The 21359-nt window shown below is 39.1% G+C and carries 17 protein-coding genes; 11 read left to right on the top strand and 6 right to left on the bottom strand.

What is annotated here, in order from left to right; genetic code table 11:
• Positions 1-45: 45 nt before the first annotated feature.
• The 3 genes from E0H89_RS06375 to yccS all read right to left on the bottom strand — a co-directional run bounded on the left by E0H89_RS06375 (position 46) and on the right by yccS (position 5692).
• Entirely contained in the window at positions 46-2697 is a 2652-nt protein-coding gene (locus E0H89_RS06375; RefSeq protein WP_131215612.1) for a PepSY domain-containing protein, read from the bottom strand.
• 175 nt (positions 2698-2872) lie between these two features.
• On the bottom strand, positions 2873-3433 hold the full coding sequence (locus E0H89_RS06370) for a YcxB family protein (protein ID WP_131215610.1): 561 nt from the start codon (positions 3431-3433) through the stop codon (positions 2873-2875).
• Between the two features lie 84 nt (positions 3434-3517).
• Complete coding sequence (gene yccS / locus E0H89_RS06365) at positions 3518-5692, bottom strand: YccS family putative transporter (protein ID WP_131215608.1); 2175 nt, start codon at positions 5690-5692, stop codon at positions 3518-3520.
• A 136-nt stretch (positions 5693-5828) separates the two neighbouring features.
• Between yccS and E0H89_RS06360 the strand changes: the two genes are divergently transcribed.
• Positions 5829-7046: a multidrug effflux MFS transporter gene (locus E0H89_RS06360; protein WP_131215606.1), complete on the top strand. Its 1218-nt coding sequence runs from the start codon at positions 5829-5831 to the stop codon at positions 7044-7046.
• Positions 7047-7149: 103 nt separating this feature from the next.
• Here E0H89_RS06360 and E0H89_RS06355 read toward each other — a convergent pair whose 3' ends face one another.
• Positions 7150-7857: a nitroreductase gene (locus E0H89_RS06355; RefSeq protein ID WP_131215603.1), complete on the bottom strand. Its 708-nt coding sequence runs from the start codon at positions 7855-7857 to the stop codon at positions 7150-7152.
• A 387-nt stretch (positions 7858-8244) separates the two neighbouring features.
• Between E0H89_RS06355 and E0H89_RS06350 the strand changes: the two genes are divergently transcribed.
• Together E0H89_RS06350 and gltS are read left to right on the top strand one after the other, a co-directional pair.
• The gene (locus tag E0H89_RS06350) at positions 8245-9537 is read left to right on the top strand and encodes a DcaP family trimeric outer membrane transporter (RefSeq protein WP_131215602.1); all 1293 of its coding nucleotides are present in this window, start codon (positions 8245-8247) and stop codon (positions 9535-9537) included.
• Positions 9538-10124: 587 nt separating this feature from the next.
• Positions 10125-11366, top strand: coding sequence for a sodium/glutamate symporter (gltS, locus tag E0H89_RS06345; RefSeq protein WP_131215600.1), 1242 nt, complete (start codon positions 10125-10127; stop codon positions 11364-11366).
• A gap of 56 nt (positions 11367-11422) precedes the next feature.
• Here the strand turns inward: gltS and chrA are convergent, their stop codons facing one another.
• Positions 11423-12631, bottom strand: a complete 1209-nt coding sequence (chrA, locus tag E0H89_RS06340; RefSeq protein WP_131215598.1) for a chromate efflux transporter — start codon at positions 12629-12631, stop codon at positions 11423-11425.
• Between the two features lie 139 nt (positions 12632-12770).
• Between chrA and E0H89_RS06335 the strand changes: the two genes are divergently transcribed.
• The 8 genes from E0H89_RS06335 to E0H89_RS06300 all read left to right on the top strand — a co-directional run bounded on the left by E0H89_RS06335 (position 12771) and on the right by E0H89_RS06300 (position 19228).
• Positions 12771-13763 (top strand): patatin-like phospholipase family protein, encoded by a 993-nt coding sequence (locus tag E0H89_RS06335; protein WP_131215596.1) that lies wholly within the window; start codon positions 12771-12773, stop codon positions 13761-13763.
• Positions 13764-14097: 334 nt separating this feature from the next.
• Positions 14098-14280 (top strand): hypothetical protein, encoded by a 183-nt coding sequence (locus E0H89_RS06330; RefSeq protein WP_131215594.1) that lies wholly within the window; start codon positions 14098-14100, stop codon positions 14278-14280.
• 365 nt (positions 14281-14645) lie between these two features.
• Positions 14646-15167 carry an acyl-CoA thioesterase gene (locus E0H89_RS06325; protein WP_131215592.1) on the top strand — a complete coding sequence of 174 codons (522 nt, stop codon included), beginning with the start codon at positions 14646-14648 and terminating at the stop codon, positions 15165-15167.
• 130 nt (positions 15168-15297) lie between these two features.
• The gene (locus E0H89_RS06320; protein WP_131215590.1) at positions 15298-15867 is read left to right on the top strand and encodes a TetR/AcrR family transcriptional regulator; all 570 of its coding nucleotides are present in this window, start codon (positions 15298-15300) and stop codon (positions 15865-15867) included.
• 27 nt (positions 15868-15894) lie between these two features.
• A complete protein-coding gene (locus tag E0H89_RS06315) occupies positions 15895-17088 on the top strand; it encodes an MFS transporter (protein ID WP_131215588.1) in 1194 nt (397 codons plus the stop codon).
• A 12-nt stretch (positions 17089-17100) separates the two neighbouring features.
• A complete protein-coding gene (locus tag E0H89_RS06310; RefSeq protein ID WP_131215586.1) occupies positions 17101-17994 on the top strand; it encodes a LysR substrate-binding domain-containing protein in 894 nt (297 codons plus the stop codon).
• A 177-nt stretch (positions 17995-18171) separates the two neighbouring features.
• A complete protein-coding gene (locus tag E0H89_RS06305) occupies positions 18172-18786 on the top strand; it encodes a glutathione S-transferase family protein (RefSeq protein WP_131215663.1) in 615 nt (204 codons plus the stop codon).
• Positions 18787-18949: 163 nt separating this feature from the next.
• Positions 18950-19228, top strand: coding sequence for a hypothetical protein (locus E0H89_RS06300; RefSeq protein ID WP_131215584.1), 279 nt, complete (start codon positions 18950-18952; stop codon positions 19226-19228).
• 272 nt (positions 19229-19500) lie between these two features.
• Here the strand turns inward: E0H89_RS06300 and E0H89_RS06295 are convergent, their stop codons facing one another.
• The gene (locus E0H89_RS06295; protein ID WP_131215582.1) at positions 19501-21108 is read right to left on the bottom strand and encodes a bifunctional 3-(3-hydroxy-phenyl)propionate/3-hydroxycinnamic acid hydroxylase; all 1608 of its coding nucleotides are present in this window, start codon (positions 21106-21108) and stop codon (positions 19501-19503) included.
• Positions 21109-21359: the final 251 nt, after the last annotated feature.

Here is a 21359-nt window from a genome sequence, read left to right as displayed (position 1 = left end):
AAAAAAACCGAACGCTAAGGCTCGGTTTTTTATTGGCTTTAATATTTAATAAACGTCACGACGATAACGACCATCTTGACGAAGCTGATCAACCGTTGCTTCCCCCAGAATATCAATCAATGCCTGATCAACATCACTGGCCATGCCATTGATGCTACCGCAAACATAAATCACAGCGCCATGATCCACCCAGGATTTAAGTTCTTGAGCTTGCTCGCGTAGTACGTGATGTACATAGATTTTTTGTTCTTGATCACGAGAGAAGGCTAAATCGAGGCGCTGTAGCATGCCGGTGTTTTGCCACGCTTCAATGGTACTTTGATAGAAGAAGTCATGTTCACGTTGACGTTCCCCAAAGATCAGCCAGTTCTGGGTATAGTCCTGACGGGTACGTACGTGTAATAAACTCATCAATCCGGCAATACCTGTACCGTTACCAATACAAATTACAGGACGGTTATCATCAATCAGATGGAAGGATTCATTGGTACGAATACGCAGTGCAACCGGGCCATTTAATACTGCATGCTGAGTCAGCCAGCCTGAACCTAGGCCCAATTGTCCCTGAGCGTCCGATTGTTGACGAACTACTAAACGTAGCACTTGTTGTGATGGAATACTGGCAATTGAATATTCACGTGAAGGCAGAGGATTTAGCTGTTCAAGTAAATGTTCCATATTGGCAAAAGGTTCAACCTCCACGGTTAAATCTTTATCCCATAGTGCCTGTTCAATACTGAGCTGTAATGAGTCTACTTGTGTACGCGCTTGAATTTGATATTTTTGCATAAACTGGGCAATACGTTCAGGACTATTACCCGGTTGAATCTCTGCAATATCACCGGCTTGCCAAATCACTTCATGGGTTGGCTTTAATTCAATATTAAAGGCAGGCGCACCTAGACTATCTGGATTCAGCACATTACGTTTTGTGAGTGTCCAGGTATCGAATATTTTTTCGATATTCATGGCTTGCAACTCAAGCTTAGTGACTTTGGCTAAAGCATTGTTCCAAGCCTGAATCTGTTGATTGTTGGCATTATCCACTTCAATGGTCGCAAACAATTGCTGCGCCCTATTTTGCTTTAACCATGCCTCAATTTCATGTCCAAAACTACAGAAAGTGTCTGGGTATTCGCTGGAACCCAAAGCTAAAACAGCATACTTTAGATGGCTTAAATCAATTTGTGATGAAAGTACTTTCTTGGTAAAACTTGAAGCTAAATCTGGCGCTTCACCTGTGCCGTAAGTACTGGCGACAAACAAGACTTGCTCAGTATTTTTTAAATCATCCAGGCTTAAGTTTTGTACGCCTTTCACTGTTACAGGTTGTCGAGCTTCTTGTAAGCTGGTCGCAGTACGCCAAGCCAGTTGTTCGGAAATGCCGGTTTGTGTGGCATAAGCAATCAGCCAAGGTTTTGCATTTGGATCAATACTGACAGCAGTCAAGCTATTGCGTGCAGCTTTCGTGAGTTTCTTTTGTTTACGGCGCTTAAGATACAGCATCCAGCCTGTAACAAAGAATAAGGGCATGGCTAGGGCGGCTAACATTGCCAGGAATTGGTACACCGGGCCAAAGAAGCTTCCACGGTGAACCGGCAGCATACTGCTCATGATTTTTTCATTTAACTTTTTATCTTCATAAATTTCCATGTCTTTAATAGATGAAGTTTTATAGTCAAATGTGGCTTTATTGCGTGCACGTTCATGTTGCGGGATAGCATCCACAAAAGTCAGTTCAACTTCGCCATTGGCTTTTTTCGGCAAGTTCAGGGTCAGACTAGAATAATCACGACCGACTTGGGCATTAAATCCAGTCCATGTCTGGGTGAGCGCAAGATTGATTTGCTCAGCGCTTAGACCACGTTTATCACCACCTTCACCACGAGAACCTTCTCGATCTTTGCTCGTAGATTGTGCCTGTTGAGCGTCATCACGTCCTTCACCGCTTGGGGTGTTTCCGCCACGTTCACCGCGACCTTCTCCAGCGCCACGCTGTGGAGCTTCACCTTTTGATTCTTTTTTTTGTTCGACCCCCATCACGGTATACAGACCGCTACGCCACCAGCCATAAGACCAGGTTAAGCCAGTACAGGCAATAATCAGGAAGAAAACAACCACCCAGGTCCCCACAACCGCATGTAAGTCCCACAGGAAATTACGGCCTTTAAGTTTAGGTTTAATCAGGAACCATTGTTTAAAAGAATGCTTTTTAGGCCAACGCAGGTATAAACCACTGAATATAAAGATCAGCAGCATTAGGGTGCATGCACCCGTAATCTGCTTGCCGACTGGTCCAATGGTTAAGTTACGATGTAACTGCTGAATAAACTGAAAGAACTCGCGTCCTTTAATTTCGGGTAAAACTTCGGCAGTGTAGGGGTTTATCATCATGTTATAACCCTTGCGTGCACCTTCTTTGACAATGTTCAGGCTGGAAGATGCGTTCGGGTCTTTGGCCACAGTGATGCTATTAATTTTCATCTCTGGATCAGTACTATGGAAATGCTGATAAAGTTCTGCAGGGGTTAACTTGTCCCGATTTTCAGCTTGTACGGTATAACTATCTGGATTCAGCCATTTTTGAATCGGTTGTTCATAGGAATAAATGGCACCGGTAACCCCCATAATCGAGAGAATTAAACCAGCGGTAATCCCGAGGAACCAGTGGATCTGAAAAAAGATTTTTTTTAACATAGCTGAAAAGATGTGGGAGGTGGACGATATTAGCGCGAATTATAACTGAACTTCTGGAAGATAATAAGGATTTTGCAGGTAATATTTATTCTCATTCTCATTTGTATTTATTTTAATTAAAAAACCCCCAATTATTTGGAGGTTTTTAGGTAAATCGTTTTGATTAAAACAGAGCTTAGACCTGTTTTGCTTCGCCGACTGTTTCTTTTAAATGCTTGCGAATGGTATTAAATGAAAAATTCTTCGAATCCATACGTTTTGGCAAAATATAAGCACCTTGCTGACCCTTAACCTTGAAGTTAATCAACATAAAGTCAGGTGTGTTATACCATTCATAAATATCTTTCCAGCCAATTGCACCAACACCTTCCTGCGCACCCATTTTTTGACGCATGATAAGCCCGTGTGGTTGCACACCTAAACGAATGCCCTTAATTTCCTGTACTGGGAATTCATTCATTTTACGTTTTACATACCATTCCAGTCCGAATTTACGGATGAGGAAGTACGCCACGACGCAGACTAATGCAACCCAACAAAAAATAGTCGAATAATTCTTTAATAGGATAATACCAACAATAGATAGCGCAGCCACAACCGCCATAATTATCCAAGTCTTGGTGCCAATTTTGTTGGTACTACGCCAAATAGCAAGTTGAGCTTGACGTTGTTCAGCCTCTGAAATTTCATAGTTCACAGGCTGTAGGGTATAAGCGTATAAATTTTTCGCGGTCATAATGAATTAACAAATCTAGAACTGTAAAAAGTTTAGCATTATTTATACCCATTCAGGGAGTATATTGTTCCAAAATCATTCGAATTATAAGGAGCCCAATTCGGTGGCTTCCTCATCACGGTCATGACTCAAACTTTGCTTTAAGCGACTGAGTTGTTTCAGAATACTTAACATCAAAGATAATTGCTGTAAAACAATCAGCGATTTCTGATCATCTTCATTATTTTGGCTTAAGCGTTGACGAGCGGTATTCAACATATTCTGTGCTGTCAGATCGGGAACTTCATCTTTTAATAAAGAACCTTGGATATTCTCTAAAGCCAGATCTAAAAGATTTAACACTTCTTGATCTTGTATTTTTTCACGATGTGCCCCGAGCGCGGCAATATAGCTTAGCAGGGTGTGATTTAAACATAAGAATTCAAAAGCCAGGCTTTTTTGTGTGGGATCGAAATCCGGTTCTGTGGCTAAGGTTGAAATCAGCGAGGCAACTTCAGCATCATTATTATGTGCAGCACGACGTACTACACGATATTTCAGACCATGATTACGCCCTTGCTTATATTGTTCGATCACTTCTGCCAAATAATTACATTGCGCGGTGAGTGAGCGATTGATGGTGCGCGACAGGCGACGGAATTTCCAGTCTGGAAAAATAAAACTGACTCCAAACCATGCCACTGCACAGCCAATTAAGGTATTAATCATGCGAGGCAAAGCTGCATCAAAGCCCATTCCATCCAGATTGAAATTAATCAGCGCAAGAATGGTAATAAACGCGGTGGCCTGGGCATATTGTTTACTGCGCAATTCAAAGAACAGCACGCCACTCAACACTAATAATAATAGTTGACCTTCAATCGACGGGATAAAGTACAAAACCGCATAGCCCAGAATAATACCCACTAAAGTCCCGACTATACGCAGGCGTAAACGACGTTTGGTGGCATTGAAGTTCGGTTGGCTGACAAAAAGAGCAGTCAGTAAAATCCAGTAACCATATTCAATCTGGGTCACTTGAACAAAAATATAACCGATAAGCAGAACAATCGAGACCCGTATTGCATGTCTAAACAGCACAGATTCCGGGGTTAAGTGCTGTTTGATGCGGATCACCACATCATCCCAGCCTTTCAAGTCGTCATCTTTCAACTGGTTTTCAATGTGTTTGGTTTTATCAAGCTTGATATGACGTTCGGTTTCTACATTACGGAGTTGAGCATCAATCGACTTTAAATTTTGATAGAGGGAAAATAATGCGTTGATCCAGACTGGGTCATATTGTTGTTCAGCACGTAATTTTTCTAAAGAAATTCTTAAGTTGGTAAAAGTATGTTTAAAACGCTTATTATGTTGATAGGTTTCACGGTGCAAAATGCTGTAACTTAAGTCTTTACAGGCTTTGGCCTGAAGGGATAAAACCCGCTGGAAACGAAATAAAATGTCGCTATGTTCAAAGATTTTAACCAGTTTCTGATAGTCAATGTGCGCTGAATCGGCACGTTCATGAATATCTTGAGCCACAAAATAATACTGCAAGCTGCGGCGGGTATCTTTTTGTCCACGGTCACCCTTTAAACGGGTCAGTAGCGCAGTTTTCATTTCATTGAAAATACCGACCAGTTTGCCATTTTCCAAAGACAGCTCAATCATGCTTTGTTGATAACTGCTTGGTGTCATATCGACATCAAACAGATTCGATTTCGCAAATAAGAAATCCCCTAGTGACGAATAACACTGTGATAATTTATCTTGGACTTGGCGAACCGGAAACAATAAAAAACTGACTGTTGAAATCAGCCCATACCATGCAGCACCTGCAACCAATAGCAAGGCTTGGGTATACCAGTTATCAAATAATCCCACACCTAGCATCGAGTAAACGGAAACTACCAAGCAACCATAGGAAATAGTGGCGTAGCGCCGTCCCAATGAGCCAAGAAGAATCCAGCCAATGCAGGAAACAATCAAGCCTAAGGCAAATAAAATCGGATAAGGAAATAAGAAATAAATCGAGGTGGCGGTAATAAAAAAGCCGATGTAAGTATAAACCAGGTTCATGATACGAACTGAAAAACGGTCGTCAATATCACTTAGGCCTGCAGCCACCACACCCAAAGTTAAAGGAATAGTCGCCAGTTGTTGCCCCATAAAATAAGGCACAAAAGCAGTACCTGCGAATGCAATCACCATGCGCAGGTTATACATGAAAGTAGTGTTATACGTCGCTTGTTTAAGACGTGTGAGCCAAGATTTCAAATTATGTCCTTACCACAAAGTGATCTATGCATCAGTGAGGTGAATTATGTGATTTTTCACTCTCCATTCTGAGAAATAATACTATGTACAGTGTAAGCTTGTCTTTAAAGCCGTCATTTAAAAATTAAATATCAATATGTCTGAACAACAGTCTACTCAACAATATTCTACGACATGGATCATGCTGCTGGCATTACTGACTTCACTCGGTCCACTTTCCATCGATATGTACTTGCCGGCATTGCCACAAATGGCCAATGACTTTGGGATCAGTACCCAGATGATGGCCAATACTTTACCTGCCTATTTTTTAGGTCTGGCCTTAGGCCAACTGATTTATGGTCCTTTAAGCGATCGAATTGGCCGTAAACCGCCCCTTTATTTTGGTTTGGTGCTTTATATCTTAGCAAGTATGTTATGTGTCTTTGCAACCGATGAATGGAGCTTAATTGCAGCGCGTATTTTACAGGCAGTTGGGGGCTGTGTCGGGGTAGTGATTGCACGGGCTGCCATTCGTGACCGTTTGGACATGCAAGCTTCTGCGCAAGCCTTTGCCAGTATGATGATTGTAATGGGGATTGCACCGATTATTGCCCCAAGCTTGGGTGCAATCGTATTGAAGTTTTTTGCCTGGCAGGCAGTCTTCGTCTTTTTAACGCTGATGGGCATAATCTGCTTGCTGTGCGTACACTTTTTCTTTAAAGAAAGCCTGACGCCCGAACGCCGTTTAAAAATGAATATAAGCCAGATATGCAATTTATATGCTGTGATTTTCACCGATCGTAGTTTTAGATTACCGATGCTGGCGGGTTGTTTTTCGGGTGGCGTATTATTTTGCTATATCAGTTCATCGGCTTCGGTATTGATGGATGATTATGGTTTGAATCAGCAGCAATTCGCTTATGCCTTTGGTTTAAATGCCTTTGGTATTATGTTGCTATCTACGCTAAATAAAAAACTGGCACATCAATTTTCGGTACTTGGTCGTTTGAAAATAGGAGGGACGCTTCAGCTGATAGGCGCATCTATTTTGTCCATTTCCGGTCTGATCGGTCAGATCCCCTTGTGGATGGTGCTCTCAGGCATGTTTTTGGCGGTTGCGGGTATTGGCTTTACAGGACCGAATGCCATGGCTTTGGCAATGTCGGAACAAGGATCGCGTGCAGGAACTGCCAGTGCCATTATGGGGAGCATGCAGTTTGCCTGTGGTTTACTCGGTGGTGTGATCCTGAATTTCCTGATTTGGAATTCACTTTTAAATATGGGCTTGGTGATGCTCATGTTTGTAGCTATAACTTTGCTGGCGATCATGCAATTAAATCCGCCTGCATCCCATGAGCAAGCAAAAACTTAAGATTAAAAGCTAAAACAAAAAATTCTAATAAAAAGAGACTTAAATAGAAGATTAAAGGTCTCTTTTTATTTTTAGATTAATTGAACCGGCTTATTTATCCCACTTACTCATCCAGAAATACGGTAAATTCTTCAATCGCAATACGTGGGGTAATAAAAGTGTTTACGATATTGTCCGGATCGGCATAACCCAAGGCAACTGTACAAACCAGTTCTTCATCTTCAGGGGCATTCAGTACGTCCAGTACGATGGGATGAAAGTGATTCCAGGCTGCTTGAGGGCAGGTATCCAGACCACGCGCTTTGGCCGCGATCATGACATTTTGAATCATCATGGAAATATCCATTTTAGAACCAATACCCATAATTTTATTTACAGTAAAATATAGAGCGACAGGCGCATCGAATAACTGAAAGTTGCGCAGTTGTTGGTGCGCCATTTTTTCTTTTTCGCCTTTTTGGATATTTAATAATCCGTATAAACCCCAGCCATTTTCACGGCGGCGCTCAATAAAGGGCGAAATCCAGTTTTCAGGATAATAGGCAAAAGTCTCTTGGTATCGGTTTGCAAGTTCGGGTTGGGTAGCCAGTTCAATCTGTGCTTTACATACCCGTTCAACCATTTCATCCCGTTTTTTCCCCGTCACTACATAAACTTTCCAAGGTTGTGTATTGGTTCCTGAAGGTGCCCGACTCGCCACAGTTAAAATGTCTTTAATAATTTGCGGATCAACTGCTTTATTTAAAAAAGCCCGTACAGAATGACGTGAAGTAATCGCATCATCAACATGGCGAACTTGTTGCAAATTCATAAAAATTCCTTTTGAAATGAGTTTTTTAGAACGAAGTCCTATATACATTAGTCTAATATTTGAACCTGCGACTATGTACAATTTTTTCATAAGTTAAAGAATATATTCAATATTTTAAAGAAATATTTAAAAAACAAGATTGTTTTTTAATCATTGTTCAAGAAAACTGATTTTAATAAAGTAGAGAACTTGATAGATTGTTTGCAACATATCGTTTACATATGTTGTACTTTTATAATACGTTAAGCTTTTTCACTGTACTAATAAGCAGAAAATGCAATGATTTTTAAAGCTTTTTAAAATTTTAAATCATGATTTTTCATTGATTTTTCGAGTTTTTAAGGGTCAGTTATGCACGGATGCGAAATATTTAAATTGGAGATTAGAATGAGTCGCTTACTCAACGGTAAATTTATGGCTAAAAGTTTAGCATTAGCAGTGACTGCTGTAATGGTAAGCACAGCACATGCAGGAAAAGCTGAGCAACAACAAATTCAAGAACTACGTCAAGAAGTTGAAACATTAAAATCTTTAATTCAACAGCAACATCAAGTTCAACAACAGCAGCAAACTCAAATTGAGCAAGTTAAAGCTCAACCTGTTCAACTTGCAGCAGCACCAGTAGCTAAACCTGAAGCACCAGCGACGGGCTTTAAAACAAAATCGGGCGCAAGTGTAAACCTATATGGTTTCGTTCGTGGTGATGCCAACTATATTATTGAAGGTGCAGATGATGACTTCGGTAATGCTGCTAAAGTTGGCAATGGTACCGTTGGTTCCGTAAATGATAAGTTGCGCGCTACAGCTAAAACCACCCGTATCGGTTTAGATTTTAGTTCGCCAGTAGGTGATGCAAAAGTCGGTGGTAAAGTTGAAGTTGATTTTGCAAGTGCCGCTGAAAACTTACGTATCCGTCATGCTTATTTGACCTATAACGACTGGTTGTTTGGTCAAACCACTTCTAACTTCTTGTCAAATCATGCGCCTGAAATGATTGACTTTGCTACAAACATTGGTGGTGGTACAACACGTGTTCCACAAGTACGCTATGGTCTTAAACTCGCTCCTGCCACTCAATTATTTTTCTCTGCTGAAGAGGGCGATAGCTCTGCTACAGATATCAAATACCGTCTGCCAAACTTAACCGCAAAATTAACTCAAGGTTTTGCCGATGGTAAAGGCTCAGCATCAGCACGTGCTTTAGTTGAAAATTATAAATCGACGACAGCAGACGATAATAAAACAGGTTGGGGGATTGCTGCTGGCGTAAATTATCAAATCACTGATCCTTTAAAAGTGTCTGCCGATGTTTCACATGTAGTGGGTAATAGTAATTACTTATATGGCAGTAATAGTGCGTATTCTGTAGTCAATGGTGATATTGAGCAGAATGAATTTACAGCAGTACAAGTCGGTGCGACTTACAAGATTTCTCCTCAATTACGCTCAACCTTGGCTTATGGAGCAATCTTTGCTGATGATGGCAATGATTATGCTACAGCTAATTCAACTGCACTTGTAGCAAATGAGAAAGTTCAACAAGCATGGATCAACTTTATCTATTCACCGGCTGCACCGATTGACCTGGGTATTGAATACGTCAACGGTAAACGTGATACCTTTGCTGGACAGTCATTTAAAGATAACCGTGTAGGCTTAATGGCGAAATATAATTTCTAATCTTAATCTCTAAAAATATAGAAATAAAAAGAGGCGATTTATTCGCCTCTTTTTATTTCTAGTTGGAAAAATATGAGTAGTTGTTTATAAAAGCTATATATTTAATAAATTAAAATATAAAAAGTCCGATTGTGGGTAATAGGCAAAATTGTAAATAAATAGAGACATTAATAACAAAATTTGGATAATATACGCTCTTTTTGAACATTACTTGGCGTGATAGCTTTATCATTGCTGAAAATGCATGTTTATTTTTGCGTATCCTGCAAAAAATGGCATGATGAGGACTAGAAGCTTTAAATGAGACGATCTCTCATGAGTAAGCGGGTTAGTAGGGATTTAAGGAAATGTTCTTTCTTTGAATTCCAAAAATATAATAACTTGCGTCGTCTCTTTTTTATTTTTCCATCTATATGGAAAAATAATCTCCTTGTCTATGGTTTCATCAAAAATGAATTTTTTATTCCTTTTTGTTGTACAGCTTTTATTTTGTTTGGTCTTTGCCAAATGGTTCTTGAGATTTTTTAATCAAGAAAATACTAAGGCTATAGAACAAAAAGAATCCAACTATTTTATGGACAATGATGATGGAATTTACTTTTAATGCCTTTTATACGCTCATTGCAGCGGTAATCGTTCTTTTATTAGGACGGTTTCTTGTCAATAAAATTGATTTTTTAAGACGCTACAATATACCCGAACCAGTGGCGGGCGGCTTAGTTGCTGCAATTGCTTCACTATTTGTGCACAATATTTGGGGTTTGAGCATCTCTACAAGTACTGAACTCCAAACCAGTTTTATGCTGATTTTCTTTGCATCCATTGGTTTAAGTGCAAACTTTGCCAAGTTGAAAGAAGGTGGTTTAGGTCTGGTGATTTTCCTGGTTTGTGTGGCTTCATTTATTATCGTGCAAGATTTTGTCGGTATTAGCTTAGCGACTTTACTAGGAATCGATCCTTTAATTGGCTTAATTGCGGGTTCAATTACCTTGACAGGCGGGCATGGTACAGCGGGTGCCTGGGGTGAGATTTTAGAAGTTGAACATGGCATTCAAGGTGCTTTAGCTTTGGGCATGGCCAGTGCGACTTTTGGTTTAATCATTGGCGGCATCATTGGCGGTCCTTTGGCCAAAATGTTGATTAACCGTCATCAGCTTGCCCAGCCACGTAGCAATAAGCAAATAGAAGACCGTGATTCAACACTCAATGCAGATACAGATTCAACTGAATTTACCCAATTTGAATATCCGCATCAGGTGCGTTTAATTACGGCTGATAATGCGATTACCACTTTAGGTATGTTTGCGGCATGTTTAGCTTTTGCTGAATTCATGACTGGCTTTAGTAAAGGAACCTGGTTTGAACTTCCGACCTTTGTATGGACTCTCGCCGGCGGTGTAATTCTGCGAAATGTCCTGGAAGGGGTATTTAAAGTTGGAATTTTCGATCGTGCAATTGATGTATTCGGAAATGCCTCGTTATCGCTTTATCTCGCTATGGCATTACTGTCTTTGAAGTTATGGCAATTGTCTGATTTGGCTGGTCCACTGGTTGTCATTCTGGGTGCGCAAACATTAACCATGGCACTTTATGCAGCATTTGTGACTTTCCGCGTTATGGGTAAAAACTATGATGCTGCCGTACTTTCTGCAGGACATTGTGGTTTTGGTATGGGTGCGACACCTACTGCTGTAGCGAATATGCAAGCCATTACCAATATGTATGGCCCTTCGCATAAGGCATTCTTGATTGTTCCGTTATGTGGGGCATTCTTTGTCGATTTAATTAACGCCACTGTCATTCAGGTGATTCTTAAGTTTTTTGTATAAGTCTGAATGTATTTCTAAAAAGCCCTAGCAATCTAGGGCTTTTTTATTATTGAACATTATAAAAAGGTCAGAATGAGCTGGTAGGCCATGAAACTGCCCATTAAGCTCAGCCAGACGGGTAGCTTGGTTTTGAGTAAGGCGATGACTACAGCAACAAATATAAGATCAGTGATCTGTACAATATAATGCTCTGCCATTTGTATGACCATACAAAGCAGAAGTCCCACCACAGCCGCATTGATTCCTACAACCGCATGACGAATATAAGTCTGATTCATTAACCATGACCAGTAGGGTAAGGTTCCAAAAACAAGAAAAAAGGAGGGCAGGAATATAGCTAATGTAGCGACACAGGCATTCAGGATCGGATATGGGGTTAAAGGTGTGAGTGCACCCACATAACTGGCAAAGCTAAATAAAGGACCAGGCATCAGCTGGGCCAAGGCATAACCTAAATCAAAGTTCTCGGCAGACATTAAACCAGTTGCAACGAAATCTTGATGTAAAAAAGGCAGAATGATATGTCCGCCCCCAAAAACCAGAGAAGCGCTACGATAGAAACTTTCTACAACTTGTATGAATACATTGCTTTGCTGCAAGCTCAGAAAGAGAAAGATAAAAAAAGGTAATACAAAAAGAATGATCCAGAAATAAGCATTTGATCTTTTTGTAGAAGAGATCGTATCTGTTAAAGAAGAGGCTTCCACTTTGTTTTCTTTGGCAGGAGTAATTTTTTGTGTGAAGAATATGCCCAACCATGCCGCGATAAAAATCACTATGATTTGATTCATCGGCAGGGAAACCGTGTAAATAAAGATTGTGGAACAGAGCATTAAAATGTATTGCCAGATTTGGGTACAAAAGCTTTGAAGCATTTGCCAGAAAGCCCATGTCACCACAGCCAAAACAATAAGTTGAATACTATGAAAAAATGCTGAAGAAAGCAGCGGTGAAAATTGTTGGCCTAATATTGCTACCGTAGTCATTAATATTGCGGAAGGTAGAGTAAAACCTAACCATGCAAGTATTGCACCTCCATAGCCTTTTTTCACATAGCCAATCGCCAAACCCACTTGGCTGCTGGTTGGTCCAGGTAAAATTTGTGCCAAAGCAACCAGTTGTGCATATTGTTGGTCATCTAACCATTTTAATTGCTTCACAAAGGTGTGATGAAAAAACACCAGATGCGCAACAGGACCCCCAAATGCAAGGCAACCTAATTTTAGAAAAGTTAGGAAAATAGTGCGATAATGAAGGGATGGCATAGATAAATTCATTAAGGTCGATCTTTTAAAGTTTAATATTTTTTGATGGCAGTTTAACGAAATACTACAATGTGAAAAACATATAGTTCTTAAACTGTACGACTTTTAAAAGATAAGCTGATCAATCTTTGGGTGGTTCATGATAAATATCAAATTTGGTTATATTGCTTTAGCTGTAATAAGTGTAGCGGGATGCCAAAGTGTTCCGCATTCTAAGCTTACTGTAGGCTCTACAGGCTTATCTGAATCTCCCAGTGTGGATGCACAAGTACATGCCGATCGCATTAATTTTAAAAAATTAAAAAAACAAGAAAATCGTCCAATTGTTGCTTTGGTACTGGGTAGTGGCGGTGCACGCGGCTATGCGCATATTGGTGTAATTCAAGTATTGGAACAACAAGGCATTCATCCTGATTTTATTGTGGGTACCAGCGCAGGAAGTATTGTAGGTTCAATTTATGCCAGCGGTAAAACTGCGAATGAGTTACGTGATATTGCGTTAAATATGAAAGCTCAGGATGTACGTGATGTAAAACTGGATCTAAAAGGTTTTTTTGACGGCAAAAAAGTTGAAAACTACGTCAATCAACAAGTGAATAATACTCCGTTAGAATTACTTAAAACGCCCATGTATGTGGTAGCGACAGAATTAAAAGAAGGCAAAAAAGTGGTCTTTAATTATGGCAACACCGGGCAGGCAGTGCGCGCTTCAGTGTCTATTCCCAGCATGTTCGTTCCCACTAAAATTGGCGCAGATGAATATGTTGATGGTGGCTTGGTCAGTCCTGTACCTGTAGATGTGGCACGTGACCTGGGTGCAGATATCATTATTGCAGTAGACATTTTGGCTCAACCCATGCATACCGAAACCAGTAATGTTTGGGGCTTGTTTAACCAAAACATTAATATTATGCAGAATCATTTAGCCAGAGAAGAACTTAAACATGCAGATATTGTAATTCAGCCTGATTTAAGAGAAAAAGCACATATTTTTGATGTCAGAGGCCGTGAAATGACTATGCAAGCCGGTGCTGAAGCAACGCTCAATCAATTAAATGCTATTTCAATTGTATTCAGTCAAAAACACTATTCAACTGCAACTCCAATTCAACAATTGAGTGTGCATGATTAATTGGAAGTTTAAATAAAATGAATGCTAAGAACGAGGTATAAGTTTTTATCATGAAGCCTTGTTCCTGTTTTTAATGGTGTCATAAGTATTTTAATTTTGATTGATAAGTGTGCAAATTAAGCTGGATTTTATTGTAAAGATAGATTAATTGATTGATATTGCTGAGTAAAATTAATTAAGTGCCTAAAAGTTTTATAATATACTGTTTTTATATTAATATGTTTTTGTTCAATTGTTTAAGTTTACCGCTGAGTTAAAAGTCAATAAACTCAATTTTATTAGAGTCAATATGAAAATATATTTCTGTAAGGGGCGTTAAATGAATAACAGCAGGATGAATATAGAAACAATTAGCATCGGGCATAAAGTCAAAATGGCGACAATGGAACATCTTGTTTTTACAGTGACTGCAGAAAATGCGGATGGTACCTTAAGTATTGAAACACAGCTCGATCAGCAGAATGTGCTTAGTTATGGCAATATTTCCACAGAGATGTTACGTAAAATCGCTTCTTAATGTTATTTAACAGGCTGTATTCTATTATTGAACCATTAAAGTCTTAAAAGAATATCTGTAAATAGATTTTTATTGAGTCTTAATTATATTCACTAGCTCATTATTTAAAAATGGAATGCTTTAAAATTTATGTGAGTGTATTTTTTGTAGTCAATTTTTGAGTATTTATTCTATAAAACAAGAATGAATTAAAAATATAGTAGATACAGTGTGTTAAATAAACAGTTATATATTTTTTTGAATGATACTAAAATCACTATAAATAATAATGATGATTTTATTGCCGATTTTGACATTCTATTTCGTAGAAAGACGATATAATAATGGCTTAATACTATTGTCTATCCAAGAGTCTAGAGAACGCGATGTCCCCATTAGATCAAATTGCTCCAGCATTAGATGACCAGTCTGAATTAACTATGTCGGTTTTGATGACCCCAGATATGGCTAACTTTTCAGGTAATGTTCACGGTGGAACAATTTTAAAATTGTTGGATCAAGTCGCATACGCATGTGCCAGCCGTTATTCAGGGAGTTATGTGGTGACTTTGTCGGTTGATAAAGTCAATTTTAAAGAACCGATTCATGTGGGAGAATTAGTCACTTTCCTTGCTAGCGTGAACCATGTAGGGCGCACCTCTATGGAGATCGGGATTCGTGTAGAGGCGCAGAATATTCAAAAACGTACGATTCGCCACACCAATAGTTGTTATTTCACTATGGTTGCTGTAGATGAAAATGGTAAGCCACAACAGATTCCAGCGCTCAATTTAGATAATGACTGGAAGCGTTGCCGTTTTGAAGCGGCTGAACATCGCAAAGTAGCGCGTCTGCAAGAAAATCATCATCCATCCTGTAGTATTTATAAGAAAAATTCACAATGTTAATAAATATCAAATGAAAAAAGACCGCTACTTAGCGGTCTTTTTTTGATATGAAATGAGGCGGGATGTCTGTACAACTCAACTCAATCGGCATAATATAAAACGATACGTATCGTTTCGTTTTGGTGATTTTATGACTGAAGTAGAAGTAGAGAAAACGTCACGTCGTAAGCAATGTATTTTAAATGCAGTGACTTTAGCATTAGAAGAATATGATTATAGTCATTTGACTATAGAAGATATTGCTGCTCGGGCAGGGGTTGGAAAATCAACAATTTACCGCTGGTGGAAGCATAAGTCTGATTTGGTTTTCGATGCCTTTAAAGAACACACTGCTTCCGTATTTGAATTGGATTTTCAACAAAGTTTGCAATTTAATCTGAATCAGCAGCTTTTAAAGTTGTCGCATGCATTGAATCATCCTGTTGGACGGGCACTGTTGGTCGTCATGGCAGAGCATCGTGAAGCTGCGGGTGAATTCTTTAAACAGTATTTATTGCCGCGTCGTGAGCAAACCCGCAAGCTGATTCAAATCGCCATTCAACGTCATGAAATTATTGCTGACTATCCATTTGAGCTGATGCTAGATGCGCTGTATGGCCCTATTCATTATCAGATTATTTTCTTCAATCGTATGCCCGATGAAACGTATATTCAAAATCTTGTGGGTTTGCTGATGCAACCCGTTGTGATTCAAAAGTAGCGCTGCGCTACACTGAAGTGGGTCATTATGTCTGCAACGAACACCGGGCGTTTATGGAATCGCTCTTTTCTATTGTGTCTGTTCAATAACCTGTTTTTATTTACGTATTATTATGCGCTATTGACCATTTTGCCGATTTACATCATGAAGCATTTAGGTGGAACGGTCAAAGAAGCAGGTTTGGCACTCACTTTATTTCTGCTGTCTTCAATTGCAGTTCGCCCATTTTCCGGATTAATTATTGAAAAATTGGGAAAAAAAATATCCTTTCGCGGTTCCGAATTTTTATTTGTTCTTTTTTCTTTTAGCTATCTGTTTGCAGATAACATGTGGGCTTTACTGATTATTCGCTTTGTTCACGGCATTTGGTTTAGTGTATTAACCACCGTCACCGTACCGATTGCCAATGATTTTATTCCGGATCATCGTAAAGGTGAGGGCATGGGCTATTTTGTCATGTCGACCAATCTTGCCGTGGTCTTTGGCCCTTTGATTGCCTTAACCGTGCTTCAATTTACCGACTTTATGATGCTGTTTGCCATTTTAAGCGCTGTGATCTGTCTGGGCTTTATTTTTTGCTTAATGGTGCCGGTACAAGAAAATAAACTCGACAAGTTACCTAACACGGTAGAAGAAAAACGTTTAGGTTTTCATGATATTATTGAAATGCGCGCAGTTCCGATTGGCTTTGTAGCCTTGCTAACTGCATTTGCCTATTCCAGCATTATGAGCTTCATTACCGCATACAGCGAATCTAAAGATTTACTCGCCTATACCAGTTTATTTTTTATTGTATTCGCAATTTCCATGATTGTAGTAAGGCCGTGGGTTGGAAGAATTTATGATCGTAGAGGTGCCAGCGCCGTCATTTATCCTTCGTTTATTTTCTTTGCTTTAGGCTTGGTGGTGGTGAGTTTTATTTCAAACCAATGGATTCTTTGGCTATCTGCTATATTTATTGGGATTGGCTATGGCTCCTTATTTCCCTGTTTTCAAACTTTAGCGATTCAATCTGTGCCCAAGCAGCGAATGGGACATGCAGTCTCAACCTTTTTCACCTTGTTTGATTTAGGCATGGCGATTGGTTCGGTAGCTCTTGGTTTGATCATTGCGAGTTATGGCTATCAAATGACTTATCTATTTTGTGCTGTCATTACTGTGGCAACCTTGTTTGTCTATAAATACTCAGTGGTATCAGCAGCAGTTCAACAACCCAAATAAAGAGGTATGGCCGTGGAATTACGTCATTTACGCTATTTCGTTGCAGTGGCAGAAGAGCTGAACTTTACCAAGGCGGCACAACGCATGTGTACGGTACAGCCCTCTTTAAGTCAGCAAATAAAAGATCTTGAACAAGAAGTCGGAGTGCAGTTGTTGATTCGGTCAAATCGTAAAGTTGAACTGACTGAAGAAGGCAAAGCATTTTTAAAAGAGGCCCTGTTAAGTTTGGAACATGCTGAGAAAGCTATTCAGGATGCCCGTCAAATTGCCAACTTAAACAAAGACCAGCTGAATATTGGGTTTGTGCCGGTAGCGGAAATGAAAATTTTCCCTTATATCATGCCGAATATTCGTGCACACTTTCCTGATATCAAAATTAACTTTCACAGTATGACCGATGCAAATCAGTTCAAGGCGTTAAAGAAAAGCGATATTGATATTGCTTTTACCCGCTATATTGATGAGTCGAGTGAACTTGAGCATGTACAAATTTTTAGCGAGCCTTTGGCTTTAATTGTTCCAAAAGATTCGCCTATAGCAGAGCAACGTCACGTCAGTATCAAGAGTTTTAACGATCAAGACTTCATTATCAGTGATGAAATTGCTTCACCGCAGTTATATAAAATTATTACCGACTTTTTTAAGCAATCCAAAGTGAATGTCAATGTGGTACAGCAATCGACCAATATTTTATTGAATGTAAATTTAGTTGGGATGGGGGTGGGGTGGAGTCTGGTACCGGCTTATGTTATTCCACTGTTAGGGGATAAAATTGTGGTGAAAAACACCATTGAGCCTTTGCCGATGATTGACTTATATGTAAGTTACCGTAAAGGTCAAAAGAATCAAATCATTGAGCTGATTTTAAAAATATTGAAAGAACAGTTTTATATGGGATTCTTTTAAAAAATTAAAAACCTAGATGTTGCGTCATGTTTTAATAAATAAAAGATATTGCGTAACATCACAGTGTTTCATAAAACAATCCTTTGCATTACAACGATTCACAGAACAACAATGCACAAACTGTTTTATCGCTTTATACTCAATAATTAAAACAACAAGATAGATTGAACAAAAATGATGAAGCTCTATAACAATACTCAATCACGTGGAATGACGCTTTTTCCTTTGCTAAAAGAACTGGCAATTGAAGATCAGATTGAACAGATCCAAGTTCCCTATGAAGACATGCACCAGGCTGAATATTTAAAGATTAATCCTATGGGAAAAGTGCCATGTCTGGTCGATCAAGGAATCGTGGTTTCAGAAGTGGCGGCAATATTTACCTATCTGGCCGATAAATACAGTGAAAAAGGTTTGGCGCCGGCATTAGATGATCCTAAGCGTGGTGCATATTTGAAATGGATGTTCTTTTGTCATGGCCCCTTGACCGAATATATGGACTTAAAAAGTCTTGAGGTGTCTAAAGAACAAATTGAAAAGAGAAAAACCGGCTTGGCTTTTGGTCATGAGGAAACTTTATTCGCTTTCCTAAAACAGGGAATGCAACAGGCCAACCCATATTTGCTCGGCGAGAAAGTTTCAGCAGCAGATTTATATCTGGCTTACTGGCTGGTTTTCGCCATCTCTTTTAAAATCTTGCCTTATCTGGATGAGTTCAAGCCTTTTATTCAACTGATTGGAAGCCGGGATTCGATGAAAGATGTACCGTGGTTTCAAAAAATAAATGCCTAAAATGGTTTTTCTTTCATTTATGCAAAATCAATAACGACTTGAACACCTATTCTTATCTAACTAGACCTAGGACGAAAGAATATTATGATCCTGTGAATAATGTTCGAGTTATCGTAGATTTCAAAACAGGTTGAGTTGTAACGCCAATGAAAGGAAAAACATAATGGAGGAAAATATAGAGCTTGCTGAATCATTATACAAAAGGATTTCAGTTATTCTTTTAAAAGAATGGGATTCTATTGGTGTGCAAAATTTTCCAGAAGCATTTAATGAATATGATAGCTATGTTATGCCATTGTATAAAATGCTGATAGATAAAAAACCATTACAAGATATATTCGAGTATTTAGTTTGGGCTGAGTCACAGCATATGGGTTTAAGCATTGTTGATAGGCAGCATACTCATCTTGTTGCTGAAAAATTGAAAGGTCTCAGCGACTAATTTAATTCTGTGATTAATTTTGTTTAGTTCCGTCTTTATAATTTGGAACACTAAACTAGTTAATTTTAGTTATTAGAAACCTAAACAATTATTCATTCGTGAATAATTGGTTTTTTCTTTGTCTAAGAAAAGCAAGAACGGATGTCCAGTTATATACGCCTTTAGGTGTTCATTTTGATAGAAATATGCAATTTACATCGCTAAAGAATTTAGATAAAAACAAGACCACGCTTTCACGTGGTCAGATCTTTTAATATCATTCAGTTGAATGATTATTTTACGTGGAGCTTTTTGAATAACTGCTGGCTCACGTGGTCTAAAGTTTGTGGAATTGCAAGTGCGGCCACAAAACGGTCAGGGCGTAAAATCACAACCGACTCTGATGTTTTACCAAACCAGGTACGGATATCGGTACCAATATCGCCCAGGGTAATCACGCCGTCAAATTTCTTGCGATTTTCATTGCCAAACTGAACTTCAGGAATGATCTGAATAAATTTAACACCTAAATTTTTCCAGACTTGCATGGTGGTCGCACTGAGTCCCCATTGTGGATCCACACCCCAAGCAATAATGGCAAAGTCGTTACCAATCACGTCATCCAGTAAAACTTTTTCACCAGACTCAAGTTTTACCTGCGGCTGGATAAACATTTTACCGATTGGAGATTCTTTTTTACCATCTGCAAGCAAGGCACCGTCATTATATTTTGGCATTGGTTTAAAACGCATTTCAAGCAAATACTGTTTAATTGGCTTGATGTAATTCAATGCGTAGGCAATACCGTCACGGACAAAACCTTGCCATTTTTTAGGTGGTGCAAGCACATGACCTGCCATCACAGAAAGATCAATCATCGCTTTGGCATGGTCTTTACGTTCAATCTGGTAAGAATCCAATAAATCAGCAGTTGCTTTACCTTGTACCACGAGCGCAACTTTCCAAGCCAGGTTAAAGGCATCACGCATACCGCTGTTATAACCCTGACCTTGCCATACCGGCATAATATGTGCTGCATCACCGGCAAGTAAAATACGGTCGACACGGAATTTATCCGCAATACGTGCATTGTGTGTGTAAACACGCTGACGAATCACTTCAATATTTTCAGCATTTGGTAGAACTTTGGACAACAATTTTGCGATATTTTCTGGCTGGCTTAACTCTTCCTGAGTTTCACCCGGCATCACCATAAATTCGAAACGACGAATACCATGCGGAAGCGCAGCAGATACATAAGGACGTACTGGGTCACAACATAAGTAAATATGCGGAGTCGCTAAAGGATCATTTTCAATGTCGATTACGATCCATTGGTTCGGTGCAGTTTTGCCATCAAAAGCAATATTCAAAGTACGACGTACAATTGAGTTACCACCATCACAGGCAATTAAATATTTTGCTTGAACAGTTTCTTGTTTCTGGTTTTTATCTTGAATCTTTAGCGTTACGCCATTTGCATCTTGGCTAAATTCATTCAGCTGACGTGAAAAAAGCACTTCAGTTTTATCGTATTGCTTCAAACCTTGCAGTAATACATTGTCAACTTGAGGCTGAATAAATGCATTACGACGCGAGAAACCAAATTCACGGGTAAGCGGCTGAATGTCAGCAAAACAACGACCCTTAGGAGTCAGGAAACGCATTGCATGGTTCGGAGTAGTATGCGGCAATACTTGATCGACTAAGCCGAGTGATTGAATGGTACGTAAAGATTCATCATCAATACCAATGGCACGTGGGTAGTCAATCAAACTATCCAGCTGCTCAATAATAGTGACCTGAACACCTTGTTTGCTTAAATAGTTCGCAATTGTTAAACCAACCGGACCTGCGCCCAAGATTGCCACTTCAGTGGTGTAATTTGTTTTGTTGCTCATAGCGAATGTCCATTCAATCAATTCACATTTAACTGTATTAACGGTGAATTTGAGGGTCTAAACAAGCTATGCCATAGTAGATATGTTGAATGAAAACAAAACAGGGAGAATTTTATTAATATTTTAAATATTTGAAAATTAATAATTATATGTGTATTTAACTATATGGTTTTTTAAATGAATGATCATTTATTTCTATCGTTTATAGAAATCTTCCCTAAAATAAAAAGCTGAATTATTAACATAATTCA

Origin of the sequence: Acinetobacter sp. ANC 3781 (assembly GCF_004331285.1) — a bacterium.
In the GTDB taxonomy this organism is placed as follows: domain Bacteria; phylum Pseudomonadota; class Gammaproteobacteria; order Pseudomonadales; family Moraxellaceae; genus Acinetobacter.
Note: the sequence above shows the minus strand (reverse complement) of the source record. Positions and strands in the feature narration are given on the sequence as shown.